General features: G+C 60.4%; 26 protein-coding genes. 19 read left to right on the top strand and 7 right to left on the bottom strand.

Annotation, left to right across the window (positions count from 1 at the left end; translation table 11 throughout):
* The first annotated feature begins 20 nt into the window (after positions 1 to 20).
* The 5 genes from OH720_RS20315 (at position 21) to OH720_RS20295 (ending at position 4,887) form a co-directional block, all read left to right on the top strand.
* Positions 21 to 980 (top strand): AraC family transcriptional regulator, encoded by a 960-nt coding sequence (locus OH720_RS20315; RefSeq protein WP_272602653.1) that lies wholly within the window; start codon positions 21 to 23, stop codon positions 978 to 980.
* Positions 981 to 1,227: 247 nt separating this feature from the next.
* A complete protein-coding gene (gene benA, locus OH720_RS20310; protein ID WP_272602652.1) occupies positions 1,228 to 2,592 on the top strand; it encodes a benzoate 1,2-dioxygenase large subunit in 1,365 nt (454 codons plus the stop codon).
* On the top strand, positions 2,589 to 3,077 hold the full coding sequence (benB, locus tag OH720_RS20305; RefSeq protein ID WP_272602651.1) for a benzoate 1,2-dioxygenase small subunit: 489 nt from the start codon (positions 2,589 to 2,591) through the stop codon (positions 3,075 to 3,077). Before benA ends, benB begins: the two co-directional genes overlap by 4 nt.
* Before the next feature lie 10 nt (positions 3,078 to 3,087).
* Positions 3,088 to 4,101: a benzoate 1,2-dioxygenase electron transfer component BenC gene (gene benC, locus OH720_RS20300; protein ID WP_008055870.1), complete on the top strand. Its 1,014-nt coding sequence runs from the start codon at positions 3,088 to 3,090 to the stop codon at positions 4,099 to 4,101.
* Positions 4,102 to 4,113: 12 nt separating this feature from the next.
* On the top strand, positions 4,114 to 4,887 hold the full coding sequence (locus OH720_RS20295) for a 1,6-dihydroxycyclohexa-2,4-diene-1-carboxylate dehydrogenase (RefSeq protein WP_272602650.1): 774 nt from the start codon (positions 4,114 to 4,116) through the stop codon (positions 4,885 to 4,887).
* A gap of 10 nt (positions 4,888 to 4,897) precedes the next feature.
* Here the strand turns inward: OH720_RS20295 and OH720_RS20290 are convergent, their stop codons facing one another.
* Complete coding sequence (locus OH720_RS20290; RefSeq protein ID WP_272602649.1) at positions 4,898 to 5,260, bottom strand: NUDIX hydrolase; 363 nt, start codon at positions 5,258 to 5,260, stop codon at positions 4,898 to 4,900.
* A gap of 215 nt (positions 5,261 to 5,475) precedes the next feature.
* Here OH720_RS20290 and OH720_RS20285 point away from each other — a divergent pair, with 215 nt between their 5' ends.
* Positions 5,476 to 5,673, top strand: a complete 198-nt coding sequence (locus OH720_RS20285; protein WP_272602648.1) for a DUF2188 domain-containing protein — start codon at positions 5,476 to 5,478, stop codon at positions 5,671 to 5,673.
* 323 nt (positions 5,674 to 5,996) lie between these two features.
* Here OH720_RS20285 and OH720_RS20280 read toward each other — a convergent pair whose 3' ends face one another.
* Complete coding sequence (locus OH720_RS20280) at positions 5,997 to 7,055, bottom strand: IS110 family transposase (protein WP_272606494.1); 1,059 nt, start codon at positions 7,053 to 7,055, stop codon at positions 5,997 to 5,999.
* A gap of 948 nt (positions 7,056 to 8,003) precedes the next feature.
* Here OH720_RS20280 and OH720_RS20275 point away from each other — a divergent pair.
* The 4 genes from OH720_RS20275 to OH720_RS20260 all read left to right on the top strand — a co-directional run bounded on the left by OH720_RS20275 (position 8,004) and on the right by OH720_RS20260 (position 11,427).
* The gene (locus tag OH720_RS20275; RefSeq protein ID WP_272602647.1) at positions 8,004 to 8,945 is read left to right on the top strand and encodes a fatty acid desaturase; all 942 of its coding nucleotides are present in this window, start codon (positions 8,004 to 8,006) and stop codon (positions 8,943 to 8,945) included.
* 8 nt (positions 8,946 to 8,953) lie between these two features.
* The gene (locus OH720_RS20270) at positions 8,954 to 9,745 is read left to right on the top strand and encodes a phosphate/phosphite/phosphonate ABC transporter substrate-binding protein (RefSeq protein WP_272602646.1); all 792 of its coding nucleotides are present in this window, start codon (positions 8,954 to 8,956) and stop codon (positions 9,743 to 9,745) included.
* Positions 9,746 to 9,862: 117 nt separating this feature from the next.
* On the top strand, positions 9,863 to 10,405 hold the full coding sequence (locus tag OH720_RS20265; RefSeq protein ID WP_272602645.1) for a sigma-70 family RNA polymerase sigma factor: 543 nt from the start codon (positions 9,863 to 9,865) through the stop codon (positions 10,403 to 10,405).
* Complete coding sequence (locus tag OH720_RS20260) at positions 10,402 to 11,427, top strand: ABC transporter substrate-binding protein (protein WP_272602644.1); 1,026 nt, start codon at positions 10,402 to 10,404, stop codon at positions 11,425 to 11,427. Before OH720_RS20265 ends, OH720_RS20260 begins: the two co-directional genes overlap by 4 nt.
* Here OH720_RS20260 and osmE read toward each other — a convergent pair.
* Both osmE and OH720_RS20250 read right to left on the bottom strand, forming a co-directional pair.
* Positions 11,421 to 11,771 (bottom strand): osmotically-inducible lipoprotein OsmE, encoded by a 351-nt coding sequence (osmE, locus tag OH720_RS20255; protein ID WP_272602643.1) that lies wholly within the window; start codon positions 11,769 to 11,771, stop codon positions 11,421 to 11,423. The genes OH720_RS20260 and osmE overlap by 7 nt on opposite strands.
* Positions 11,772 to 11,784: 13 nt before the next feature.
* Entirely contained in the window at positions 11,785 to 12,024 is a 240-nt protein-coding gene (locus OH720_RS20250) for a hypothetical protein (RefSeq protein WP_008066717.1), read from the bottom strand.
* A 169-nt stretch (positions 12,025 to 12,193) separates the two neighbouring features.
* On the opposite strand from OH720_RS20250, the gene OH720_RS20245 reads away from it, so the two are divergent.
* Together OH720_RS20245 and OH720_RS20240 are read left to right on the top strand one after the other, a co-directional pair.
* Positions 12,194 to 12,412, top strand: a complete 219-nt coding sequence (locus OH720_RS20245) for a hypothetical protein (RefSeq protein WP_272602642.1) — start codon at positions 12,194 to 12,196, stop codon at positions 12,410 to 12,412.
* Positions 12,413 to 12,485: 73 nt separating this feature from the next.
* Entirely contained in the window at positions 12,486 to 12,824 is a 339-nt protein-coding gene (locus OH720_RS20240; RefSeq protein WP_272602641.1) for a hypothetical protein, read from the top strand.
* Positions 12,825 to 12,827: 3 nt separating this feature from the next.
* Here OH720_RS20240 and OH720_RS20235 read toward each other — a convergent pair whose 3' ends face one another.
* On the bottom strand, positions 12,828 to 13,391 hold the full coding sequence (locus OH720_RS20235; RefSeq protein ID WP_272602640.1) for an RrF2 family transcriptional regulator: 564 nt from the start codon (positions 13,389 to 13,391) through the stop codon (positions 12,828 to 12,830).
* Between the two features lie 300 nt (positions 13,392 to 13,691).
* Between OH720_RS20235 and OH720_RS20230 the strand changes: the two genes are divergently transcribed.
* Together OH720_RS20230 and OH720_RS20225 are read left to right on the top strand one after the other, a co-directional pair.
* Positions 13,692 to 14,894 carry an NAD(P)/FAD-dependent oxidoreductase gene (locus tag OH720_RS20230; RefSeq protein WP_272602639.1) on the top strand — a complete coding sequence of 401 codons (1,203 nt, stop codon included), beginning with the start codon at positions 13,692 to 13,694 and terminating at the stop codon, positions 14,892 to 14,894.
* Positions 14,895 to 15,093: 199 nt separating this feature from the next.
* Positions 15,094 to 16,179, top strand: coding sequence for an RHS repeat-associated core domain-containing protein (locus OH720_RS20225; RefSeq protein ID WP_272602638.1), 1,086 nt, complete (start codon positions 15,094 to 15,096; stop codon positions 16,177 to 16,179).
* 36 nt (positions 16,180 to 16,215) lie between these two features.
* On the opposite strand, the gene OH720_RS20220 is transcribed toward OH720_RS20225, so the two are convergent.
* Complete coding sequence (locus tag OH720_RS20220; protein ID WP_442967206.1) at positions 16,216 to 16,821, bottom strand: helix-turn-helix domain-containing protein; 606 nt, start codon at positions 16,819 to 16,821, stop codon at positions 16,216 to 16,218.
* Positions 16,822 to 17,088: 267 nt separating this feature from the next.
* On the opposite strand from OH720_RS20220, the gene glnT reads away from it, so the two are divergent.
* The 5 genes from glnT (at position 17,089) to OH720_RS20195 (ending at position 23,015) form a co-directional block, all read left to right on the top strand.
* Positions 17,089 to 18,423 (top strand): type III glutamate--ammonia ligase, encoded by a 1,335-nt coding sequence (glnT, locus tag OH720_RS20215; protein WP_272602636.1) that lies wholly within the window; start codon positions 17,089 to 17,091, stop codon positions 18,421 to 18,423.
* 75 nt (positions 18,424 to 18,498) lie between these two features.
* Positions 18,499 to 19,404 carry a class II glutamine amidotransferase gene (locus tag OH720_RS20210; RefSeq protein ID WP_272602635.1) on the top strand — a complete coding sequence of 302 codons (906 nt, stop codon included), beginning with the start codon at positions 18,499 to 18,501 and terminating at the stop codon, positions 19,402 to 19,404.
* Positions 19,405 to 19,415: 11 nt separating this feature from the next.
* Entirely contained in the window at positions 19,416 to 20,099 is a 684-nt protein-coding gene (locus tag OH720_RS20205; protein ID WP_272602634.1) for a protein glxC, read from the top strand.
* Positions 20,100 to 20,119: 20 nt separating this feature from the next.
* A complete protein-coding gene (locus OH720_RS20200) occupies positions 20,120 to 21,442 on the top strand; it encodes an FMN-binding glutamate synthase family protein (protein ID WP_180206324.1) in 1,323 nt (440 codons plus the stop codon).
* A gap of 247 nt (positions 21,443 to 21,689) precedes the next feature.
* Complete coding sequence (locus tag OH720_RS20195; protein WP_272602633.1) at positions 21,690 to 23,015, top strand: ammonium transporter; 1,326 nt, start codon at positions 21,690 to 21,692, stop codon at positions 23,013 to 23,015.
* 131 nt (positions 23,016 to 23,146) lie between these two features.
* Here the strand turns inward: OH720_RS20195 and OH720_RS20190 are convergent, their stop codons facing one another.
* Complete coding sequence (locus OH720_RS20190) at positions 23,147 to 24,097, bottom strand: bifunctional 5,10-methylenetetrahydrofolate dehydrogenase/5,10-methenyltetrahydrofolate cyclohydrolase (protein WP_272602632.1); 951 nt, start codon at positions 24,095 to 24,097, stop codon at positions 23,147 to 23,149.
* Between the last annotated feature and the right edge of the window lie 7 nt (positions 24,098 to 24,104).

Raw genomic sequence — 24,104 nt, 5'->3', positions numbered from 1 at the left:
ACAACAACGAGAGTGACCCGATGATGCAAGCGCAACTGTTGAGTCAGCGCAGCACCGTATTCGACCATGCCGACCCGTACGCGGTGTCGGGCTACGTCAATCAGCATGTCGGGAACCATTGCATCCTGATGCCTCGCGCCGGGCACCCCCTGGCCAGCCTCAATCATCGCAAATTCGCCAGCCTGGACCTGTGCCGTATCAGCTACGGCGGCAGCGTTCGCGTCACCTCGGGCGCGCTGGAAACCATCTATCACCTGCAAGTCTTGTTGCGCGGCAATTGCCTGTGGCGCGGCCATGGCCAGGAACACTACTTTGCCCCCGGTGAGCTGCTGCTGATCAATCCGGACGATCCGGTCGACTTGACCTACTCCGACGATTGCGAAAAATTCATCCTCAAGGTCCCCACGTCCCTGTTCGAGTCCGTCTGCAACGAGCAGCGCTGGCGCTATCCGGGGCAAGGCGTGCGGTTTCTCGAGAACCGCTACCAGCTCAATGAGCTGGAAGGCTTCGTCAACCTGCTGGCGATGATTTGCCAGGAGGCCGAGGCCACCGAGCAGATTCCCCGGGTGCAGGAACATTACGCGCAGATCATCGTGAGCAAGATGCTCAGCCTGATGAAGACCAACGTCAGCCGCCTCGAACTCGGCTCCCAGGCCGCCACGTTCGAAGCGATTGCCGATTACATCGCCAGGAATCTCAAGCAGGACATCGACAGCGAAGAGCTGGCGCGCCAGGCCAGCATGAGCCTGCGCTCGTTATATGGCCTGTTCGAACGCAACGCGAGCACCACGCCAAAAAACTACATCCGCCAGAAACGCCTGGAACGCGTCAACGCCTGCCTCAGCGACCCGACCTGCAACGTACGCAACGTCACGGAGATCGCGATGGACTACGGCTTCCTGCACCTGGGACGCTTCTCCGACAGCTATCGCAAGCAGTTCGGCGAGTTACCATCGGATACCCTCAAGCGCCGGCACTGAAACCTTCAGGCTTGATGTTGCCTGGTCTGGCCCCATCGCGAGCAAGCTCGCTCCCACATTGGATCGCGTTACCCTGTGGGAGCGAGCTTGCTCGCGATGGGGCCGGCACATTCACCATTGATGTCGCCTGACACAACACCATCTCCCTGCACAAAACGGATAAACCTCTGCACCCCGCGGATAGTCCCTCCCATTGCCCCGTCCTAGCATGAGCCTTGCCTGAACAATAACAATGGAGGCGGCGGCCATGACCCTGCGACCTGAATACCTTGAGTCCCTGCTTGAAGACGATCCAGAGCAGGGCATCTATCGCTGCAAGCGCGAGATGTTTACCGATCCGCGCCTGTTCGATCTGGAGATGGAACACATCTTCGAAGGCAACTGGCTGTATCTGGCACACGAAAGCCAGATCCCCAACATCAACGATTTCTACACCACCACCATGGGGCGCCAGTCGATCTTCATCGCGCGCAACAAGGAGGGTGTGCTCAACGCCTTCATCAACGCCTGCAGTCATCGCGGCGCGACCCTGTGCCGGCACAAGTCCGGCAACAAAAGCTCCTACACCTGCCCGTTCCACGGCTGGACCTTCAACAACTCCGGCAAGCTGCTCAAGGTCAAGGACCCGGCCAACGCCGGTTACCCGTCGAGCTTCAACTGCGAAGGCTCCCACGACCTGACCAAAGTGGCGCGCTTCGAGTCCTATCGCGGTTTCCTGTTCGGCAGCCTCAAGGCTGACGTGGTGCCGCTGGTCGAGCACCTGGGCGAATCGGCGAAGATCATCGACATGATCGTCGACCAGTCCACCGATGGCCTGGAAGTGCTGCGCGGTTCTTCCAGCTACATCTACGAAGGCAACTGGAAACTCACCGCCGAAAACGGCGCCGACGGTTACCACGTCAGCTCCGTGCACTGGAACTACGCCGCCACCCAGAACCAGCGCAAACAGCGCGAAGCCGGTGACGAGAACCCGACCATGAGCGCCGGCAGCTGGGCCAAGCAGGGCGGTGGTTTCTATTCCTTCGACAAGGGCCACATGCTGCTCTGGACCCGCTGGGCCAACCCCGAGGACCGTCCGCTGTACGAACGTCGCGACGAACTCGCCCAGGACTTCGGCAAGGCCCGCGCCGACTGGATGATCGAGAACTCGCGCAACCTGTGCCTGTACCCCAACGTGTACCTGATGGACCAGTTCAGTTCGCAGATCCGTATCGCCCGGCCGATCTCGGTCAACCGCACGGAAATCACCATCTATTGCATCGCCCCCAAAGGCGAAAGCGACCACGCGCGATCGAGCCGGATTCGTCAGTACGAAGACTTCTTCAACGTCAGCGGCATGGCCACGCCGGACGATCTGGAAGAGTTCCGCTCCTGCCAGACCAGCTACCAGGGCAGCGTCACCACCTGGAACGACATGTCCCGTGGCGCCGAACACTGGATTGAAGGCGCCGACGAGGCGGCAAAGGAAATCGACCTGCATCCATTGCTCAGCGGCGTGCGTACCGAGGACGAAGGCCTGTTCGTGCTGCAACACAAATACTGGCAGCAGACCATGCTCAAGGCCCTGGCGGCCGAGCAGTCGAAACTGATCGCCGTGGAGGACGTGCAATGACCATTTCCTATGAAACCGTGCGCGATTTTCTCTTCCGCGAAGCGCGCTACCTCGACGACCGCCAGTGGGACGAGTGGCTGGAGCTGTACGCCCCCGACGCGACGTACTGGATGCCGTCCTGGGACGACAACGATGAGCTGACCGAAGATCCGCAGCGGGAAATCTCGCTGATCTGGTACGGCAACCGCACCGGCCTTGAAGACCGCATCTTCCGCATCAAGACCGAGCGTTCCAGCGCCAGCGTGCCGGACACCCGCACGTCCCACAACATCAGCAACATCGAGCTGCTCGAGCAAGCCGACGGCCTGTGCAAGGTGCGCTTCAACTGGCACACCCTGAGCTTTCGCTACAAGACCGTCGACAGCTATTTCGGCAGCAGTTTCTACACCCTCGATGTGCGCGGTGAAAACCCGTTGATCAAGGCCAAGAAAGTGATCCTGAAGAACGACTACGTTCGCCAGGTCATCGATGTTTACCACTTGTGAGGCAGCCGTCATGACCCATTCCATTGCGTTCAATTTCGAAGACGGCGTCACCCGGTTCATCGACGCCAATGCCGGCGAGACCGTGGCCGATGCCGCGTACCGCCAGGGCATCAATATCCCGCTGGACTGCCGCGATGGCGCCTGCGGCACCTGCAAGTGCTTTGCCGAAGCGGGCAGCTACGATCTGGGCGAGGAATACATCGAAGACGCCCTCAGCCCTGAAGAGGCCGCGCAGGGTTTTGTCCTGACCTGCCAGATGCGCGCCAAGAGCGATTGCGTGGTGCGGGTGCCGACGTCATCGGAAGTCTGCCGCACCCGTCAGGCCAGCTACGACGCCACCATCAGCGCGGTGCGCCAGTTGTCCGACAGCACCATCGCCCTGTCGATCAAGGGCGAGTCCTTGAGCAAACTGGCGTTCCTGCCAGGCCAGTATGTGAACCTGGGCATTCCCGGCAGCGAGCAGACCCGCGCCTATTCGTTCAGCTCGCTGCAACGCGACGGTGAAGTCAGCTTCCTGATCCGCAACGTGCCTGGCGGCCTGATGAGCAGCTTCCTCACCGGCATGGCCAAGGCCGGCGACAGCATGAGCCTGGCAGGTCCCCTGGGCAGTTTCTATCTGCGCGACATCCGTCGGCCTTTGTTGCTGTTGGCGGGCGGCACCGGGCTGGCGCCGTTCACCGCGATGCTGGAGAAGATCGCCGAGCAGGGCAGTGAACACCCGCTGCACCTGATCTACGGTGTGACCAACGATTTCGACCTGGTGGAACTCGACCGCCTGGAAGCCTTCGCCGCACGCATCCCCAACTTCACCTACAGCGCCTGCGTGGCCAGCCCCGACAGCCAGCACCCGCTCAAGGGCTACGTGACCCAGCATATCGCACCCAAGCATCTGAACGATGGCGACGTCGACGTGTACCTGTGCGGCCCACCGCCGATGGTCGAGGCGGTCAGCAAGTACATCGGCGAGCAAGGCATCAAGCCGGCGAATTTCTACTACGAAAAATTTGCTGCCAGCGCGGCGTGAGGTTTTCTCTCCATGAACAGATTCCACGAAAAAGTCGCGCTGATCACCGGCGCGGCCCAGGGCATCGGTCGGCGTGTTGCAGAACGTATGGCGGCGGAAGGGGCGAAGCTGATCCTGGTCGATCGCTCCGAGCTGGTGTTCGAAGTGCAGCAACAACTGGCCGCGCATAGCCAGGTCCTGGCCCTGACCGCCGACCTTGAGCAGTACGAGGAGTGCAACCGGGTCATGCAAACCGCCGTCGAGCGTTTCGGTCGACTCGACGTGCTGGTCAACAACGTTGGTGGAACCATCTGGACCAAGCCCTTCGAGCATTACGAGGCGTCGCAGATCGAGGCTGAGGTTCGCCGTTCGCTGTTTCCGACCTTGTGGTGCTGCCATGCCGCCTTGCCGTTCATGCTGGAGCAGGGCAGTGGAGCGATCGTCAACGTTTCGTCGATCGCCACCCGCAGCGTCAACCGTGTGCCCTACGGCGCAGCGAAGGGCGGGGTGAATGCGCTGACCGCCTGCCTGGCGTTCGAAACCGCCGGTCGCGGTGTTCGGGTCAACGCCACGGCGCCCGGCGGCACCGAAGCGCCGCCACGGGCCATTCCGCGCAACAGTGCCGAGCAGAGTGAGCAAGAGAAGGTCTGGTACCAGCAGATCGTCGATCAGACCCTCGACAGCAGTTTGATGAAGCGCTACGGCACGCTGGATGAGCAGGCCGGCGCCATCCTGTTCCTGGCCAGCGACGAGGCCTCCTACATCACTGGCATGGTGATGCCGGTGGGCGGTGGCGACCAGGGCTGAAATGCGCTGGTTACAGGCGACGCTGAAACGCTCTGAGGATTTGCAGCGTGGCGTCGCTGGGGTTCAGGTTGTGCACCGAGTCCAGCGGGTACCAGAGGCAATCGAAAATCTCGTTCTGCGGCCGCGCCTGATCGGGATCCGGCAACGATGCTTCGTAGACATGGTGTCGGGTGCTCCCTGTTTCCAGCTCCATCAGGTACAGCATGTCGTCGGCGCCCAGTCCGGTTTCTTCCTGTAACTCGCGCAGGGCGGCATCCTGCGCGGTTTCGCCGCGTTCCACCTTGCCGCCGGGCAACATCCAGCGGCTCCTGGTCTTGCGTACCAGGAGGACGTGCCGGTCGTGCTCGCAAATGACGGTTGCGCGTACTTTCATGGGTCTTTCAATCCAGGTTGTCACAAGACTGTAACAAAAATGCAATATTCGGGCCGCAACCCATTGCAGGTTTCCTGGACATTTTGAACAGCACAGGTGTCTAAAAGTGCAATCCCGCTGCGCCAGCCCGACTCGACGTCCGGTCGGCATCTTCACGGCAGGGGGTGTAAGGTAGGCAAGTCAACCCTGTGATCACTGCCAAGATGGAGGTGACTATGAGCGTTCCGATGTTGAACAAGATGCACATGAACGGTTATGACGTACTCAGTGTGAACAACGGCCCGTGGCGGGTCTGCACCCAAGGAGACCGGCTTGGCTCATTTGCCAGTCGTGAGGAGGCGTTGGCCTTTGCGGCGGCGTTGCCTGGTTACAAGGCCCGTGCTGGCAAGCCTCGTAATCAGCAAGCCACTTGAAGGCACGTTCAACAGGATTGGGTGTATATCCATTGCTGTGGTAACGGCGTCTGGCGGTTTCGCTCTTATGTATGGACTCGCCCCCACTGGCCACCTGTTTTTCAAACACTGCTACCCGGTTGCATCTATGTATAAGGCCTGTTCGAGGAAGCCCTGTCTGCGGCTTCTGGCCGACATTGGTTGAGCTCGCGGTATGCCGATTACATGCAGGCCTCGAAGGCCGGTAAGAGCGCAGGCATCGATCCGCGACGGTCTGACCTGGGGTCAATGTTTTCTAGCAGGGGCTGAAGCGCCGTGGCGCCCCGGTGGCAGAACGCTTTTGTTCAGTGACTTGGCGCAGCTGGCCGGCCATGGGCCGGTTGGCTGCGGTAAGTCTGCTCATTTTGTAGCAGCACCCAAACGATTCGCAGGTTGCGGTTCGCCAAGCGTATCGCCGCTTCCTTGCGCCCCAGCCGGGCCTGCCACCGTTGCAAGCGACGATCGTCGGGCAGCTCCGAATCCGCGCGCAAATGCCTCAATACCGCGTGAGCACCTTGAACCATCAGGCTGCGCACATAGCTGTCGCCGCGTTTGCTTATCCGGCCCAGGCGAATTTTCTGCCCACTGCTTTTCTGCTCAGGCACCATGCCGAAGTAGGCGGCGAACTGGCGTGCATTGGCGAAGCGCTCAGGGTCGGTCTGCTTGGCCAAAAGCGCAGTGGCGATGATCGGGCCGATCCCGCGCACGGTCATCAGCCGTCGGGCCGTTTTGTCCTCGTTCGCGGCCTTCTCCAGGCGACCGGTCAGGACGTTGACCCGTTCGCCCAGTTGGCGCCACTCACCCAGCAGCTCGTCGATCAGTTCACGCAACATCTCCGGCAACGGTTGAGTGGCATCTTCCAGCACCCGAGGCAGGGTCTGGTTGATCGCCGCATCACCCTGTGCCAGGACAACGCCATGCTCCATCAGCAAACCGCGCATCTGGTTACTCATGGCTGTGCGCCGACGGACATAACCCTGGCGGGCCCGGTGCAAGGCCTGCATGGCCAGTGCGGTGGCGCTTTTGATGGGGACCGCGGCAATTTTGCTGTCGCGCCCGGCACGCAATATGGCCAGTGCATCATTTCGATCATTTTTGGCGCCGCTGCGGTGCAGGGCCACAAGCTGTGCCGGAAGAATCCGCGCCAGATTGCCCTGAGCCTGTAGTTGGCGCGCCCATGCTTGAGCGCCTGGACCTGTTTCCACGAGCACTACTATGCTTGGCGGCAGTTGGCGCAGAAAGGCATGAAAGGCTTCACGCGACTTGATGCGTTCTTCGTAAAGCACTTGGCCAAGAGCGTCTTCGCCTGCCACCTGAAAGACCTGCTTGGCCAAATCGACCGCCACTGTCGTGCAGGCCGACAGATCGCTGGAAGACAAAGACTGTTTAACCGTCGTATGCTTTTTCATGGATTCGCCCTCGCTGTCGGTGGCTTCTTAGACTGCCCCCGTGGCGCATTGACGCCTCGGCGCGGGCGAGTCCATCCAATTACAGCGAGTCACTTGGAAAAGCCCCAAGTAACCAAGGGCTCTTGCCCCTGGCGTTCGGTGGCTCGCTAAGGCTCGCCATACCCTCGCTCCGGTCCTGCTCCGTGGGTCGCCGCGATGGGCCATCCATGGCCCAGCGCGGCTAAACCGGCATCCATGCCGGTTTACCCACTGCGCAGAACCTCCTCTCGGCCTCTCGATGGGGCAAGAAAATCAAAAGCAAAGCAAAAGCGAGGCGGCCTTAAAGCCGACCTGATCGGAAGCCGTACGCATTCCCCTTGTAGGAGCCAGCGGTGCGGCGATCCGACTTGCCGGCGAAGAACGATAACGCGGTACAACAGACACACCGCAGCGCCTGGTTCGCCGGCAAGTCGGATCGCCGCACCGCTGGCTCCTACAGAGGATTGGGGGTATGTGCAAAAGTCAGGTCGGCTTTAAGGCCGCCTCGCTTTTGTTTTTGATCTGGGTGCCCCGTTAACCACGATGGCCGAACGCAGGCATTGCGCAGTGGGGAAACCGGCAGGACGCCGGTTTAGCCGCGCTGGGCCATGGATGGCCCATCGCGGCGACCCACGGAGCAATGCCGGAGAGAGGGCATGCCGAGCCCTAGCGAGGCACCGAGTGGTGGGGCAAGAGCGCTTTGGTTACTTTCGCGCTTTTCGAAAGTGACTCGCCGTAAGGGCGAAACCCTAGGTGGCCGTTACCGCAGCAATGGATATCCCCCCAATCCAGTCGCCACTAGGCCAGTTCGACAAACAAAATAATCTGCAAGAAAACCCGACGCCGTTGCACAGAAGGGGACTGGTCCCCGATCCGAGCAACGCCATGCCCCATTACTTCGATACCGCCCACCGTGTAGAAATCGAAACCTTGCGCCAACGCCTGACCGCTCGCACCGAGTGGCCGACCTGGTTGTTGCTGGTCAGCGTGTATGCCGGCTGGTTCGGCATCGTACTGGGCAGTGACGGGTTGGGCCTGTGGTGGAGCACATTGCTGTTGATCCCACTGGTGGTGCTCTGGTTGTCGCTGCAGCACGAATTGCTGCACGGTCATCCCACCCGCTGGGCGTCGCTGAACAAGCTCCTCGGCTACGCACCGTTCGCCGTCTGGTATCCCTACACCCTGTATCGCGACAGCCATTTGCTGCATCACCGCGATGAAGACCTGACGCTGCCGGGTCGCGATCCGGAAAGCCGTTACCTGAGCGCCGAGCAATGGCAGGGCAGTTCACTGTTCGAACAAGGCCTGCACTGGCTGAACAAAACCGTGCTGGGTCGTTTCATCCTTGGCGCTCCGCTGGCCTTGCTGGCGCTGGCCCAGGAAGAGCTGCAGCGCCTGAAAACCGGTGAGCGACAGGCCTGGTTGATGTGGCTGAGCCACGGCACCTTGACCCTGCTGATGCTGCTGTTTATCGCCCGCTACAGCGTCGTGCCCGTCTGGCATTACCTGTTGCTGATCAGCGTGCCGGCGCTATCGATTGCCATGATCCGCTCCTACTATGAACACCGTCCCCATGCCCAACCCGAGCAAAGGACGGTCATCAATGAAGCCGCCTGGCCGTGGCGCTGGCTCTTCCTGAACCTCAACCTGCACCTGGTGCATCACGACTTGCCGGGGCTGCCTTGGTATGACTTGCCCCGCGCTTACCGCGCGCGTCGCGAGCAATGGCTGGCGCGCAGCGGCGGGTTTTTGGTGCAGGGTTATGGCCAGTTATGGCGCCGGCACGGGGTGAAGGCCATCGATAGCCCGCGGCATCCGTTCAGTTGAGAGAACCCATGACTTCAGCCTACGCAGAGCTTTTGATGTACGTCGCCCCCGAACCGGTCCGCCAGGCCAACGAGCGCTGGCTGAGCCGCATCCTCGAGCGCCTTGGAGCTACACGCCGCAACGCCGAAGGACTTTCGCTGATGGACCTGTGGTTGTCCCCGCACTTGCTGCTGACGCAGACCTGCGGTTATCCGCTGATGACGGCATTGCGCGGTCGGGTGCGGATCATCGGCCGTCCTCGTTATGAATTGCCGGACGCCAGCGGCGGCAACCATTGCAGCCTGTTGCTGAGTCGCGCCGATGACCCACGGCGCAGCTTGTCGGCCTTCGGAGGCAGCCGCGGTGTGATCAATGGCGAAGATTCCAACAGCGGCATGAATCTGCTGCGGCACCGACTGGCGCCGCTGCAGCGAGAGGGGCAGTTTTTTGCCAGTGTCGGTATCAGCGGCAGTCACCGCGAAAGTCTTCGCTGGTTGCGTGAAGATAAAGCGGACCTGGCGGCCATCGACAGCGTGACCTTTGCCTACCTGGCGCGACACGCCGAAGACGAAGTGGCCAACCTGCGGATCATCGGTCGCAGCGCCTTCAGTCCGACGTTGCCCTACATCATCGCGGCTACCGTCACCGAACAGCAGGCCAGGCACCTTCGGCAGGTGATGAATCAGACGTTGCAGGAGCTGCCGGACGTCGCCGAAATCCTCGGTTTGCAAGAGATCCTGCCGGCTAGCGAAAGCGACTATCAAATCGTTCTCGACTACCAGCGAGAGGCCGAGGATCTGGGGTTCGGACGATTACGTTAAAATTTCTTATTGGAATATAAAAATGCTTTATAAGTATTATTAATGAATAAGGCTCCTTGCTAGGATCGCGTCACCGGATCACCGGACATTCAGCGACCCCTGACCTTTGGAGCCTCTATGTCCGGCACCGACTTTTCCCATCGCAACGACGTGGGCGGATTATTCCGCGCGCATTACCCCTGGCTCTGCACTCGGTTACGCCGGTATCTGGGGGCCAGCCCCAGCGTCGAAGACATTGCTGCCGAGACCTTTGTGCAGTTGCTCGAATCGCCGGGGCTGACCCCGATCCGAGAACCTCGCGCCTTGCTCACCACCATTGCCCATCGGTTGATCTATCAGCTCTGGCGCCGTCGTGACCTGGAACGTCAGTACCTCGAACATTTGCAGAACGTTGATCGGCATCAAGCGATCTCGCCCGAAGAACAGGTGCAACTGACCCAGGCGTTGCATGGCCTGGCGCGCACGCTCGAACGCTTGCCGGGCAAGGTCCGGGCAACCTTCCTGTTGTCGCGGATCGACGGCCTGACCTACCCGCAAATTGCCGCCCGACTGGGCATTTCCCAACGTTCGGTGAGCGATTACATGACTCGCTCCCAAGCCCTGTGTGCACGGCACAGCGCCAATCAATCCCTGAATTCCCTGACCTGGAGGTCCGCATGAGATCGTTGAAAACCCTGCTCGGCAGTTCGCTGCTGGCCCTGAGCCTTGTGGCGACTCAGGCTCCCGCTGCAGAAAAAGTCGCGCCGATCCACTTCGGCGACATCACCTGGGAAAGCGGTAGCCTCATCACCGAAATCCTTCGGGTGATTGTCGAGAAAGGTTACGGTTACCCGACAGACACCTTGCCGGGCAGCACCGTCAGCCTCGAAGCAGCGTTGGCCAAAAACGATATCCAGGTGATCGGCGAGGAGTGGGCAGGGCGCAGTCCGGGGTGGGTCAAGGCCGCTTCCGAAGGCAAAGTGTTTGGCCTAGGCGACACGGTCAAGGGCGCCACCGAAGGCTGGTGGGTGCCGGAATACGTGATCAAGGGCGACCCGGAACGAGGCATCAAGCCCGTGGCCCCGGAACTGAAATCCGTCGCCGACCTGGCCCGCTACAAGGACGTGTTTCGCGACCCGGAAGACCCAAGCCGTGGGCGCTTCCTCAACAGCCCGACCGGCTGGACCTCGGAGATCGTCAACAGTCAGAAACTCAAGGCTTACGAGCTAACCGACAGCTTCGTCAACTTCCGCACGGGATCGGGTGCGGCACTGGATGCCGAAGTGGCTTCCTCGATCCGCCGTGGCAAGCCGGTGCTGTTCTACTACTGGTCGCCGACGCCGCTGCTGGGGCGTTTCAAACTGGTGAAACTTGACGAGCCGGCGTTTGACGCCGAAGCCTGGAAGACCCTGGCCGACGCCAACAACCCGCACCCAAAGGGCACCCGGTCGATGCCGGCCAGCCTGGCGATCGGCGTGTCCGCACCGTTCAAGGCGCAGTACCCGGACCTGGTGGCGTTCTTCGAAAAGGTCGACTTGCCGATCGACCTGCTCAACCATACCCTCGGCCAGATGAGCGAAAAGCGCCTGCAGCCGCGTCAGGTGGCGGAAGCTTTCCTGCGTGACCAGCCGCAGATCTGGAAGGGTTGGGTGCCGGGGGAGGTGGCTGAGCGTGTCGCCACGCAATTGTTAGCGGCTCAGTAGCCTCCACCGCCGCTGCGGGTCGGTTCCCTGGCCTTTTGCTGCGCGTTACTCCATTCGGCACAGGTCATGAAGCTTGTATGATCGACCCTGCCCCGGCTATCGAAGCTGACGTTGTACCGTTGCTGATGACCAGGCTGGGTCAGGTTGTAGTCAAAACAGGTGCCGGGCTCGACCGTGCGGTTGGAGATCGACAGGGGTGGGCCGCCGATTTTCTCGACTTGCTCCTTGCTCATCCCGGTCTCGACTTTTGCCACCAGTGGTTGATCCCGATAAATCTGTGAGTCGGTGCTGCAGCCCGCCAGCACCATGATCAGGGTGGCAAGCGTGTAGAGGGACTTGTTCACGGCTCGACTCCCGCTATTCAGGCTTGTTTCGACTGATGATCTTGGCCTTCACTTCCTCGGCATAACCCGCCAGCCGTTGTTCATCGCCCTGGAACAGATCGCACAGCCGCCTCACGGCCTCTGCATCGACATCGTTCCCCGACAGGCGCAATTGTTCGGCGATGCGCAATAGCTCTACCGCCGACCATCGCAGGTCCGATGCAAGCCCTTGCAGGTCACGTCGAAGCGTCTGTTCATGTTCGTTAAGCCACATGATGATCTCCCGTAACTTCGTGCTACGAAATTTTAGACCCATTCGCGTGATGCGGCGTTGTGTTCGTCTGATGCCAAAGGGCTTCCATTGGTCGGGAAATTTGCGCGTTTCGCAAAATTCGCTGTCGTAGTGAAGTGCCGAAATTTCAGCAGGGCAGGGTGCGTTCAAAATGACCACAACCGATGACTTCAGGGCGCATGCCCAGGAACTGATCGCCGATCTGGATGCCGCCACCAGCGAAATGATGAAACTCATCTCCGAGCATCAGCTCAGCGGGCCGGAATGGGAGCGGGTCAGTCAATGGCAACACGAAGCCTACGAGCGATGGACGACTTATCTGAACGAGCGCTCCTACCCCGGTCCCGGCGATCACAACATCAGCCCTTGAGGCTCGATGCAACAAAATGGCTGTCAGTGCGGCAACAGGCTACATTTTATTTTTTCAGGTTTAAGGATGCTTCATGAGTCGAATGTTGATGGGGGGAGTGGTGATGGCGTTGTTGGCGGGGTGTTCGTTGCCTGCGTCCCTGGTACCGGGAGAGCCGAACTACAACAAACCGAGCGACAAAATACCCAAGGATGTGGCGGCGTGTGTATTGCCGGCCTGGCAAAAGGAGATCGCCAAGACCACCCAGACTTCGATTTCCAACGGCTACCGGATCACCGCGCCGAGTGTCATAACCGCCGATGAAGTGCTGGATATCGTGAAGTACAAGGAAGGCAGCCGGGTCTCGCTGTACCAGGGGCCGCCCTGGGCAAAATCAGGGGCCATGCGCCAGGCCGTACGCGACTGCCTGTAGGGCTCAGCCTTCGATCTCGGTGACCTGGATCAGTTGATCGACCTGGGCACTGGCGGTGCCTTTTTTCTCCCGGCGATCACTCATCCAGCTGTCGACCTGCGCATTGAACTGCGCAGGCGCCTTGCGCCCGACCTTTCTGGCGATGTCCAGGATGGTCTGCTGGGCCAGGGCTTCCTCCATGCGCTTCTGCGCAGTCAGCATGGCCCCATGCACCGAGCAATGGCCGTCCAGCGCCCACTCAGGCACCTCGCCTTCGAACAATGCACAGCGACCGCGGATTTCCCGGCATTCGAAAATGGCCTTGCGCCCGTCGATGGCGTTGACGATGTCCAGCAGGCTGATCTCATCGGCCGGCCGCGCCAGCTTGAAACCCCCACGCACACCTTCGGTGGCAACCACCAGTTTTGCCTTGGCCAGTTTGGTGAAGATTTTTGCCAGATAGTCCAACGGCACGCCTTGCAGCTCTGCCAGGTCACGCACGCTCGCCTCGCGGGTCTCGCCACCATTGCCCACCAGGAAAATCAGGCAGTGAATGCCGTACTCGACGCCCGCGCTATAAAGAGACATATCAATCTCCGACTAATGTTGTCGTAAATATTAGCAGCTGACCCTTAGCCAGGCAACGATTGCGATTTTTCCCAACGCGCTGGAAAGGCCTTGAAAACATCGGATTTGGCAGGGTTTGGCCGGTCTATCGATGGCATCGATTCGAACCATTGAGAAAAATACCTTGCTCGAATTAACTACGATCAATAAAGTCGTAGTTGTCAGGTCGGGAGCGGAAGGCCCTTTCAGCAGAGAGCGAGTGCCGACCTCCTGACTCCTTAACCCAATTCACTGCCTGGTTTTTTTCCCCTGGAGTTAAAAATGAAACAACGCATCCTGGTAATTGGCGCAGGTTTCGGTGGCATGTGGAGCGCTTTGAGCGCCACCCGCCTGTTCGATATCCATGGTCACAATGACGTTGACGTAACGGTACTGGCGCCCCAGGCCGAACTGCGCGTGCGTCCACGCTTCTACGAGCCGAATGCCCACCAGCTGGCGGCGCCCATCGGCGAGCTGTTCGATGCGGTCGGCGTCAAGTTCATCAAGGGGGCTGCCGAGACCATCGACGTCGAGCAAAAGCGTGTGGGTTACCTCGACGCTTCGGGCGAAAAACAAGTGTGCATCTACGACAAACTCGTTCTGGCCACCGGTAGCGGTCTCGCGCTGCCGGACACCCCGGGTGTGGCTGAACATGCGTTCGACGTCGATCAGATCGAACAGGCCATACGCCTGGAAGCCCACCTCAAATCCCTGGCCAACCAGCCGCAGAGCCAGGCACGCAACACGGTGGTGGTGGCCGGTGGAGGCTTCACGGGTATCGAAACCGCCACTGAAATGCCCACCCGTTTGCGCGCCATCCTCGGCGAGGGTGCGGACATCAAGGTGATCATCGTCGATCGTGGCGCTGAGGTAGGCGGCTCCATGGGCCCGCAAATCGCCGAGAAGATTGCCGAAGCCAGTGAGGAAACCGGGGTCACATGGCACCTTAACGCCTCGGTTGTCGCCGTCGATGAAAACGGCGTGAGCTTGTCTGACGGCCAGCGCATCGACGCCAAAACCGTCATCTGGACCACCGGCGTGCGTGCCAGCTCGCTGACCGAACAGATCCCGGCCGAACGCGACCACCTGGGCCGCCTGCATGTCGACGCGCACCTGCAAGTCATTGGCCAGCCAGACATCTTCGCCACCGGCGACGTTGCCTATGCGGCCAGCGATGACATTGGCAACCATGCGCTGATGACCTGCCAGCACGCGATTGTGCTGGGTCGTCATGCCGGTAACAACGTTGCCGCGCAGATCCTCGGGGTGGACCCGACGCCGTATAGCCAGCCGAAATACGTGACCTGCCTGGACCTGGGAGCCTGGGGCGCGGTCTACACCGAAGGTTGGGATCGCCAGGTCAAGCTGACCCGTCAGGAAGGCAAGTCGCTGAAGACCCAGATCAACACGGTGTGGATCTACCCGCCGGCGGCCAATCGTGAAAGCGCGTGGGCGGCAGCGGATCCGTTGATTCCGATTGCCTGAATGGGCTGAGGTTGTGTGATTCAACAAATCCTGCCCGGAGAATTCCGGGCGGGATTTTTTTTAGGCCAATTCGACGTCAATCCGGCTGAGTTGAATCGTGGTGAGGACTGTGTACCTAACAGTTCTGCTAGTAGGCAAGAACTGAAAAACAGCCGAAGCTCAAGATCCGGCTTTATGGACCTTGCTCGGAGCGCAACCCATGCCTACGTCACCTCGCGAAACCGTATTATGTCGCTATCACTACGATCCACTGGATCGCTCGATCGAATGGACGCCAGACGAGCAGGCCGGCATTCAGCGCTTTTACTGCAAAACCCGCCTGGCGACTGAAATCCAGGGTGCCACGAAGCGCAACGTCTTCCAGCATGACGACCAGCTATTGGCGCAACTGCGGCACGAGGATTTAACAGTCGACACCCTCCTGCTGGCGACCGATCAGCAGCGTTCGATATTGAATGCGCTCGACGCAAACCAACCTCATCCCTTCGCCTACACACCCTACGGCCACCGCTCACCAGGAAATGGCTTGTCCAGCTTGCTCGGCTTCAACGGCGAACGACCGGACCCGGTGACCGGGCATTATCATTTGGGTAACGGGTATCGGCAGTTCAACCCGATGTTGATGCGGTTCAACAGTCCTGACAGCTTGAGCCCGTTTGGCGAAGGTGGGGTGAATGCCTATGCGTACTGCCAGGGCAACCCGGTGAATCAAGATGATCCAACAGGACATAGGGTGCGTCGGGTTGCTCTCTTGGGAGGGGCATCCGGAGGCCTTATCATGATAGGAGTAGGAGTTCTTGCCTGGGCTATTGAGTCTGATAATGGACCATTAATGGCATTGGGAGCCATACCCATAGTTGTTGGAGGCGCCTTGGGATTCGGAGCTTACAAGATCGCCAAACGGGGCTTGCGAACGTCGCGAAATCCGCAAATTCATGCGCCGGGTGCGCAAATACAGGGGCGGGGGACGAGATTTCTTAATCCTAATCTTGATAATGGTATCGGTTTTTCGACGCAACGAAGTCTTAACAGTAGGTTTAATGAGTTTGAGTTTGAACTGGCAGTACGTGAATTTGAGCAATTCCAGACGCGTCGCGCTTTTAGTTTTTCCGAATCAGTTCAATCATCAAGACCGACAACACCTCCACCATCAAGATCGATGAGCCCTTCACAATCAGGATCGGAATCGTCTCTATCGGCATATCAATCAGGATCGGAATCGCCCCCACCGTCATATTATGAAGCGATTGATGAAGCGACTAGAATTCGCCGACAAAGTCATTGATCGCATGGCTTGGACAGGTAGGCAGATCCTTCTGAATCATTCCTTGTCGCTACCGTAATTCATGATCGACAACAACCGGATCGGCACCTGCACCAACTCCTCGGGCCCATGGGGTATTTCCCCTTCGAAGGTCAGGCTGTCGCCGGCTTCCATGCGATACAGCTGGTTGCCATGCCGGTAAATCAGCTCGCCTTCAAGCAAATGCAAAAACTCGGTGCCGGGGTGGGAGAAGGTCGGGAATTCTTCGCTGGCGTCATCCATGCTGACCATGTAGGCCTCGAAACTCTTCTTCGGGCCGCGGGTGTGATTGAGCAAATGGTAGGTATGGCCTTTCTCTGTGCCCCGGCGCACCACCTCCATGCCCTGGTCGGCCTTGACCAGTAGTGCGCTACCGTCCTGCTGGTCGTACTCACTGAACAACTTCGACAGCGGCAGGCCCAGCACGTCACACAGGCGGCTGAGGGTGTCGAGGCTGGTGGAGACCTGGGCGTTTTCGATCTTGCTCAACATGCCCTGGCTGATATCGGCGATCTTGGCCACGTCAGACAGTTTCAAGTCCTGGGCCAGGCGCTGGCGCTTGATCTGCAAACCCAGGTATTGCTCGAGCTTGAGGCGTGGGGCGGTTTCGGTCGGCATAGTCATCGGATCCTGCACACTTTCCGTTCAGTAATATTAGTTTCGCACTGAGAAAGTGCAAGTCGCGGCGTCAGGCGCGTGTCCATTGAGCAATATTCCCATGGGGAAAAGATTTTTCCCATATAAACAGCACCCCAGGTGTTTTTCACGCGTCACTCGCGAAGCTGGCAAGGGCCTTGCATTCCTATTGGGAAACAAACTTTCTTTTCAGGAATAAAAAGAAAGTCAGGGCCAACCCACAACAGATTTGCCTTTCGCGAGGAGTGACGAGCAATGTTGCCAGCAGAAACCCAGCGCATCATCGACAAGCACGGGATCAAGTACGTGCTTGCGCAGTTTGTCGATATCCATGGTGCGGCCAAGACCAAATCGGTGCCGATCTGTGGGCTCAAGACCGTGGCCGAAGAGGGCGCCGGTTTTGCCGGGTTCGCGATCAGTGGCATGGGCATGGAGCCCCACGGTCCGGACTTCATGGCCCGCGGCGACCTGGCCACGCTGACGCCCGTGCCCTGGCAGCCGGGGTATGGCCGGGTGGTGTGCGTCGGTCATGTCGATGGCAAGCCGCATCCCTATGACAGCCGTTATGTCTTGCAGCAGCAGGTCCGGCGCCTGGAGGACAAGGGCTGGACCCTCAATACCGGTCTGGAGCCGGAGTTCAACCTGATGCGTCGCGACGAGCAGGGCAAGTTGCAACTGGTCGACCTCAGCGACAACCTGGACAAGCCTTGCTACGACTACAAGGGCCTGTCGCGCTCCCGGGTGTTCCTCGAACGCTTGACCGAAGCCTTGCAGGCGGTGGATTTCGAGGTCTATCAAATCGATCACGAGGACGCCAACGGCCAGTTCGAGATCAACTACACCTACAGCGATGCCATGACCTCGGCGGATCGCTTCACCTTCTTTCGCATGGCCGCCGGCGAGATCGCCAATGACCTGGGCATGATCTGTTCGTTCATGCCCAAGCCCGACCCGAAACGCGCCGGCAACGGCATGCACTTTCACCTGTCGATCAGCAGCTCAGAGAACAAGAACCTGTTCCATGATGCCAGCGACCCCAGCGGCATGGGCCTGTCGAAAATGGCCTATCACTTCGCTGCCGGTTTGCTGGCCCATGGCCCGGCGCTGTGTGCCTTCGCCGCGCCCACGGTCAACTCCTACAAGCGGCTGGTGGTGGGCAACTCGTTGTCCGGCGCGACCTGGGCGCCGGCGTTTATCGCCTTCGGTGCCAACAACCGTTCGGCGATGGTCCGGGTGCCTTACGGCCGCCTCGAATTCCGTCTGCCGGACGCCGGTTGCAATCCCTATCTGGTCAGCGCCGCGATCATCGCCGCCGGCCTTGACGGCATCGACCGCCAACTGGAAATCGACCACGTCTGCAACGAAAACCTCTACAGCCTGAGTCTTGCGCAGATCGCCGCGCGCGGCATCAAGACCCTGCCGCAATCGCTCAAGGAAGCCTGCGACGCGCTGGAGGCCGATCCGTTGTTCGCTGAAGTGCTGGGCCCGCAGATCGTCGGCGAATTCATCAAGCTCAAGCGCATGGAGTGGGTGGAGTACAGCCGCCACGTCTCCGACTGGGAAGTGCAGCGCTACACCGAGTTTTTCTAAGCGCCATCGGGCGCGCTCAAACGAACCATTTCGCCGCTGAAACTGGCGGCTGCCGAACGTAGTGAGGACTGTTTTATGTGTGGAATCGTAGGTCTTTACCTGAAAAACCCGCAGCTGGAATCCCGGCTCGGCCAGCTTTTCGAGCCAATGCTGCAGGCCATGACCGACCGTGGCCCGGACAGTGCCGGCTTTGCCATCTATGGCGATGAAGTGGCCGATGGCTGGGTCAAGCTGACCCTGCAGGCAACCACCGAAAGCTTCGACTGGACAGCCCTGATGGGTGAACTGGAAGGTCGTCTGGGCTGCTCGCTGGATTGGTTCCAGAACGCGAGCGCCGCCGTATTGAAGATCCACGCGCAGGAGGCGCCGGTACGCCTGGCCCTTGCCGAACTGGCGCCGGGCGTACGCATCATGAGCGCCGGGCAGAGCATCGAGATCCTCAAGGGCATGGGCTTGCCTCAGGAGATTTCCCAACGCTTCGGCCTGGCCGGCATGCAGGGCAGCCACATCATCGGCCATACCCGTATGGCCACCGAAAGCGCGGTGACCATGGAAGGCAGCCACCCGTTTTCCACCGGTGCCGACCTGTGCCTGGTGCACAACGGCTCACTGTCCAACCACTTCCGCCTGCGCCAGGAGCTCAAGCGCGAAGGCATCCAGTTCGAAACCGACAACGACACCGAAGTGGCCGCCGGTTACCTGACCTGGCGCCTGCAGCAGGGCGACTCCCTCAAGGACGCGCTGGACCATGCGCTGGAGGACCTCGACGGTTTCTTCACCTTTGCCATCGGCACCCGCAACGGCTTTGCGGTGATCCGCGACCCGATCGCCTGCAAGCCGGCGATCCTCGCCGAGACCGACGACTACGTCGCCATGGCCTCGGAATACCAGGCGCTGTCGAGCCTGCCGGGCATTGAAAACGCCAGAATCTGGGAGCCGGCACCGGCCACCTTGTACATCTGGGAACGCGAGTCAGCTTAAGGAGCGCACACATGAAAACCATCGATCTTTCCACTGCCACTGTGCGCGACCTCAATCAGGCGCTGCATGACCAGGTGCATACCGTAGAAGACCGCGAATGGGTGGTGACCCATTCCAACGGCAAGCACAACCTCGCCGTCGGGGTGAACCAGGCCGTGTCCATCGATATCCAGGGGCACGCCGGTTACTACTGCGCGGGCATGAACCAGAAAGCCAGCATCACCGTGCACGGCAACGCCGGTGTCGGTGTCGCGGAAAACATGATGTCAGGCTACGTGCGGATCAAGGGCAGTGCGTCCCAGGCTGCGGGCGCCACCGCCCATGGCGGGTTGCTGGTGATTGAAGGGGATGCCGGGGCCCGTTGCGGGATTTCCATGAAAGGCATCGACATCGTGGTCGGCGGCAGCATTGGCCACATGAGCTGCTTCATGGGCCAGGCCGGGCGTTTGGTCGTCTGCGGCGATGCCGGTGATGCCCTGGGCGATTCGCTGTACGAAACGCACATTTACGTGAAGGGCAGCGTCGCGTCGCTGGGGTCGGACTGCATCGAGAAAGAGATGCGCGCCGAACACCTGGAGGAACTGCAAGTGCTGCTCAACCGCGCCGGATTCGAGCATAAGGCAGCTGACTTCAAGCGCTATGGCTCGGCCCGTCAGTTGTACAACTTCAAAGTCGATAACGCGTCCGCGTACTGATCCACGCAAGGAGAATAGCTATGAGTGAGAAGAATCCTCCGGTACTGCGCGAGTCCGCGACCTTCGACCGCCTGACCATCCAGGAAATCCAGCGCGCCGCCGAGACCGGCATCTATGACATTCGCGGCGGTGGCACCAAACGCAAGGTCCCGCACTTCGATGACTTGCTGCTGCTCGGCGCCAGCGTGTCGCGCTACCCGCTGGAAGGCTATCGGGAAAAGTGCGGCACCGATGTGATCCTCGGCAACCGCTTCGCCAAGAAGCCGATCCACCTGAAGATTCCGGTGACCATCGCCGGCATGAGCTTCGGTGCGTTGTCGGCCAATGCCAAGGAAGCCCTGGGCCGCGGCGCGACCATCGCCGGTACCAGCACCACCACCGGTGACGGCGGCATGACCCCGGAAGAGCGCGGGCAGTCGCAGCATCTGGTCTATCAGTACCTGCCATCGCGCTACGGCATGAACCCGGATGACCTGCGCAAGGCCGACGCCATCGAAATCGTCCTGGGGCAGGGCGCCAAACCCGGTGGTGGCGGCATGTTGCTGGGCATGAAAGTCACCGAGCGAGTCGCTGGCATGCGCACGCTGCCGATCGGTGTCGACCAGCGCAGCGCCTGCCGGCACCCGGACTGGACCGGTCCGGATGACCTGGCGATCAAGATCGCCGAGATCCGCGAAATCACCGATTGGGAGAAGCCGATCTACGTGAAGATCGGCGCCAGCCGCCCGTACTACGACGTCAAGCTGGCGGTGAAGGCCGGGGCCGACGTGATCGTGCTCGATGGCATGCAAGGGGGCACGGCAGCGACCCAGGAGGTGTTTATCGAACACGTGGGGATTCCGATTTTGCCGGCCATCCCGCAAGCGGTACAGGCTTTGCAAGAGATGGGCATGCATCGCAAGGTTCAACTGATCGTTTCGGGAGGGATTCGCAACGGTGCCGACGTGGCCAAGGCCATGGCGCTGGGCGCGGACGCGGTGGCCATTGGCACGGCGGCGCTGATTGCGCTGGGGGACAACCATCCGCGCCTGGACGAAGAGCTGCACAAGATTGGTTCAGCCGCAGGCTTTTATGACGACTGGCAGAACGGCCGCGACCCGGCCGGGATCACCACCCAGGACCCGGAGCTGTCCAAGCGTCTGGACCCGGTGGAAGGCGGTCGCCGCCTGGCCAACTACCTGCGGGTGTTGGTGCTGGAAGCACAAACCATGGCCCGGGCGTGCGGCAAGTCGCACCTGCACAACCTGGATCCGGAGGATCTGGTGGCGTTGACTGTGGAATCGGCGGCCATGGCGCGGGTGCCGCTGGCGGGAACCAGCTGGATTCCGGGTTCAGGTTACTGACACCTGTCGGACGCAGTGACCTCTGTAGCAGCCAGGCTTGCCGGCGAACAAGACGACGCGGTGTTCCAGATAGAACGCGTCATCGTTCTTCGCCGGCAAGCCTGGCTCCTACAGGCGAAGGCGTCCGAAGATCGTTTTCGCCGGCAGGAGCCAGGCGTTCAGATATTTGAAGAGGCCACCAAGGCCCGTTGATTTGCTACTTGCTTGCTGCCCGACACTTCCGATTTCCATTGCAGGAGCTTTGAACATGGTCAATCGTCTTCTCGGCAAATCCCTTGTTGGCTTACTGGCGAGCGGTGCGCTGGTGCCCTTGGCGCAGGCAGCCGATGCACCAGTATTGAACACCGGCAGCACGGCCTGGATGGTCATGGCGGCGGTGCTGGTGTTGTTCATGTGCCTGCCGGGCCTTGCGCTGTTTTATGGCGGCCTGGTGCGGGCGAAAAACATGTTGTCGCTGTTCACCCAGTGCTTCGGCATCGCCGGATTGGTGGGCGTGTTGTGGGTGATCTATGGCTACAGCATGGTGGTCGACACCACGGGCATGGTCGAGGGCGAGGTGACCTTCAACAGTTTTGTCGGCGGCATGAGTCGGGCCTTCCTGGCCGGGATGACGCCGGAAAGCCTGGTCGGCGAGATTCCGGAAGGGGTGTTCGTGACCTTCCAGATGACCTTCGCCATCATCACCCCGGCGCTGATCGCCGGTGCCTTCGCCGAACGCATGAAATTCTCGGCGGCGCTGCTGTTCATGGCGCTGTGGTTCACCCTGGTGTATGCCCCGGTGGCGCACATGGTCTGGGGTGGTGCGGGGGCCTTGATGCATAACTGGGGTGTGCTCGATTTTGCCGGCGGCACCGCCGTGCACATCAATGCTGGCGTTGCCGCGCTGGCCGCGTGCCTGATCCTGGGCAAGCGCAAGGGTTATGAAAACACCCCGATGCCGGCGCACAACCTGAGCCTGACCATGGTCGGTGCAGCGATGCTCTGGGTCGGCTGGTTCGGTTTCAACATCGGCTCCGGCGGCGGCCTCAGTGGCACGTCCGGCATCGTCATGCTCAATACCCAACTGGGGGCGTGCGCCGGGATTCTTGGCTGGATGTTCACCGAGTGGTTCAAGGTCGGCAAGCCGAGTGCGCTGGGCCTGGCCAGCGGTGCGTTGGCAGGGCTGGTGGGGATCACGCCAGCGTGCGCCTATGTGGGCGTGGGCGGTGCCCTGGCCATCGGCTTGTTGTGCGGGGTGTTCTGCTACTTGAGCGTCACCGTGCTCAAGCGCCGCTTCGGTTATGACGACAGCCTGGATGTGTTCGGCCTTCACGGCATCGGCGGGATGATCGGCGCGGTGTTGACCGGTGTGTTTTGCGTGCCGTCCCTGGGCGGGCTGGTGGAAGGCGTGAGCATGGGTGGTCAGGTGCTGGCGCAGATCAAGGGTGTAGCGCTGACGACGGTGTACTGCTTCGTCATCAGCTGGCTCATTCTCAAAGTGGTGAATGTCGTGGTTGGCCTGCGTGCCGATGAGTCGGTAGAGGAGATGGGCCTGGACATGGGCGAGCACAATGAGCGTGCCTACAACCATTGATCGACAGTGATCTACCTGTAGGAGCGAGCCTGCTCGCGATGGTCTCAATAGCGCCGTGTTCAGCCAGATTGCACGCGTTATCGTTGACGTCCATCGTCGGAACGCCGCCCGGAGCCTGCTCGCTCCTACAGTTACAGGGGCATCGGTTGGCCAGTCAGGGCCGCACGCTGCAACTGGCTGGCAATCAGGGTGTTCTTCAGCAGATAGGCAATGGTCATCGGCCCGACACCACCGGGCACCGGTGTGATTGCCCTGGCGACGGTGCGTGCACTGGTGTAATCGACATCGCCGACCAATCGATCTCCCGACTCGCTGGTAATACGATTAATCCCCACATCAATCACCACCGCTCCAGGCTTGAGCCAGCTGGCATCGATCAGCTGTGGACGACCTACCGCTGCCACCACGATGTCCGCCAGCCTGCACAATGCCGGCGCATCGACGCTGCGCGAATGCACCACGCTGACCGAACAGTCGGCCTGCAACAACAGCGTCGCCATGGGTTTACCGACAATGTTCGAACGGCCGATGACGACTGCGTGCAAGCCACTCAAGTCACCGCAGGTTTCGTGCAGCAGGCGCATGCAGCCGCTGGGGGTGCAGGGTGTCAGTACTTCGATGCCCTGGACCAGCCCACCGACGTTTTCCCGATGAAAACCGTCCACGTCCTTGATCGGGTCAATGGCATGGATCACCGCGGCTTCATCGATGTGGTCCGGCAGTGGCAATTGCACCAGGATCCCGTTCACCGTGACGTCGGCGTTCAGTTGCGCGATCAGTTCCAGCACCTCGTCCTGGCTGGCACTTTCCGCCAGGCGGTACTCCAGTGAACGGATGCCGACCTCCTTGGCCCGCAGCAGCTTGTTGCGTACATACACCTCGCTGGCCGGGTCTTCACCCACAAGCAGTACGGCCAGGACGGGGTAGATCTGTTGTCGGGCCAGGACCTGAACCTCTTCTCGAACCTCGTCGAGCACTCGGGCCGAGATGGCTTTGCCGTCGATATCGCGGGCAAGTGCGGGGGTGGCGTTGAGCAAAATAGTCACCGTTGTCTGGATTGAGTGGAGAGCTGAAGCGATCATCGAGGCA

Source organism: Pseudomonas sp. WJP1 (assembly GCF_028471945.1).
Lineage (GTDB): Bacteria > Pseudomonadota > Gammaproteobacteria > Pseudomonadales > Pseudomonadaceae > Aquipseudomonas.
This window is presented reverse-complemented; position numbering and strand designations above follow the sequence as displayed.

What these genes read in the sequence shown, in the direction of transcription:
- OH720_RS20315 (WP_272602653.1), top strand. Translation starts at nt 21, where the DNA reads ATGATGCAAGCGCAACTGTTGAGTCAGCGCAGCACCGTATTCGACCAT.
- benA (WP_272602652.1), top strand. Translation starts at nt 1,228, where the DNA reads ATGACCCTGCGACCTGAATACCTTGAGTCCCTGCTTGAAGACGATCCA.
- benB (WP_272602651.1), top strand. Translation starts at nt 2,589, where the DNA reads ATGACCATTTCCTATGAAACCGTGCGCGATTTTCTCTTCCGCGAAGCG.
- benC (WP_008055870.1), top strand. Translation starts at nt 3,088, where the DNA reads ATGACCCATTCCATTGCGTTCAATTTCGAAGACGGCGTCACCCGGTTC.
- OH720_RS20295 (WP_272602650.1), top strand. Translation starts at nt 4,114, where the DNA reads ATGAACAGATTCCACGAAAAAGTCGCGCTGATCACCGGCGCGGCCCAG.
- OH720_RS20290 (WP_272602649.1), bottom strand. Translation starts at nt 5,260, where the DNA reads ATGAAAGTACGCGCAACCGTCATTTGCGAGCACGACCGGCACGTCCTC.
- OH720_RS20285 (WP_272602648.1), top strand. Translation starts at nt 5,476, where the DNA reads ATGAGCGTTCCGATGTTGAACAAGATGCACATGAACGGTTATGACGTA.
- OH720_RS20275 (WP_272602647.1), top strand. Translation starts at nt 8,004, where the DNA reads ATGCCCCATTACTTCGATACCGCCCACCGTGTAGAAATCGAAACCTTG.
- OH720_RS20270 (WP_272602646.1), top strand. Translation starts at nt 8,954, where the DNA reads ATGACTTCAGCCTACGCAGAGCTTTTGATGTACGTCGCCCCCGAACCG.
- OH720_RS20265 (WP_272602645.1), top strand. Translation starts at nt 9,863, where the DNA reads ATGTCCGGCACCGACTTTTCCCATCGCAACGACGTGGGCGGATTATTC.
- OH720_RS20260 (WP_272602644.1), top strand. Translation starts at nt 10,402, where the DNA reads ATGAGATCGTTGAAAACCCTGCTCGGCAGTTCGCTGCTGGCCCTGAGC.
- OH720_RS20250 (WP_008066717.1), bottom strand. Translation starts at nt 12,024, where the DNA reads ATGTGGCTTAACGAACATGAACAGACGCTTCGACGTGACCTGCAAGGG.
- OH720_RS20245 (WP_272602642.1), top strand. Translation starts at nt 12,194, where the DNA reads ATGACCACAACCGATGACTTCAGGGCGCATGCCCAGGAACTGATCGCC.
- OH720_RS20240 (WP_272602641.1), top strand. Translation starts at nt 12,486, where the DNA reads ATGAGTCGAATGTTGATGGGGGGAGTGGTGATGGCGTTGTTGGCGGGG.
- OH720_RS20235 (WP_272602640.1), bottom strand. Translation starts at nt 13,391, where the DNA reads ATGTCTCTTTATAGCGCGGGCGTCGAGTACGGCATTCACTGCCTGATT.
- OH720_RS20230 (WP_272602639.1), top strand. Translation starts at nt 13,692, where the DNA reads ATGAAACAACGCATCCTGGTAATTGGCGCAGGTTTCGGTGGCATGTGG.
- OH720_RS20225 (WP_272602638.1), top strand. Translation starts at nt 15,094, where the DNA reads ATGCCTACGTCACCTCGCGAAACCGTATTATGTCGCTATCACTACGAT.
- OH720_RS20220 (WP_442967206.1), bottom strand. Translation starts at nt 16,821, where the DNA reads ATGACTATGCCGACCGAAACCGCCCCACGCCTCAAGCTCGAGCAATAC.
- glnT (WP_272602636.1), top strand. Translation starts at nt 17,089, where the DNA reads ATGTTGCCAGCAGAAACCCAGCGCATCATCGACAAGCACGGGATCAAG.
- OH720_RS20210 (WP_272602635.1), top strand. Translation starts at nt 18,499, where the DNA reads ATGTGTGGAATCGTAGGTCTTTACCTGAAAAACCCGCAGCTGGAATCC.
- OH720_RS20205 (WP_272602634.1), top strand. Translation starts at nt 19,416, where the DNA reads ATGAAAACCATCGATCTTTCCACTGCCACTGTGCGCGACCTCAATCAG.
- OH720_RS20200 (WP_180206324.1), top strand. Translation starts at nt 20,120, where the DNA reads ATGAGTGAGAAGAATCCTCCGGTACTGCGCGAGTCCGCGACCTTCGAC.
- OH720_RS20195 (WP_272602633.1), top strand. Translation starts at nt 21,690, where the DNA reads ATGGTCAATCGTCTTCTCGGCAAATCCCTTGTTGGCTTACTGGCGAGC.
- OH720_RS20190 (WP_272602632.1), bottom strand. Translation starts at nt 24,097, where the DNA reads ATGATCGCTTCAGCTCTCCACTCAATCCAGACAACGGTGACTATTTTG.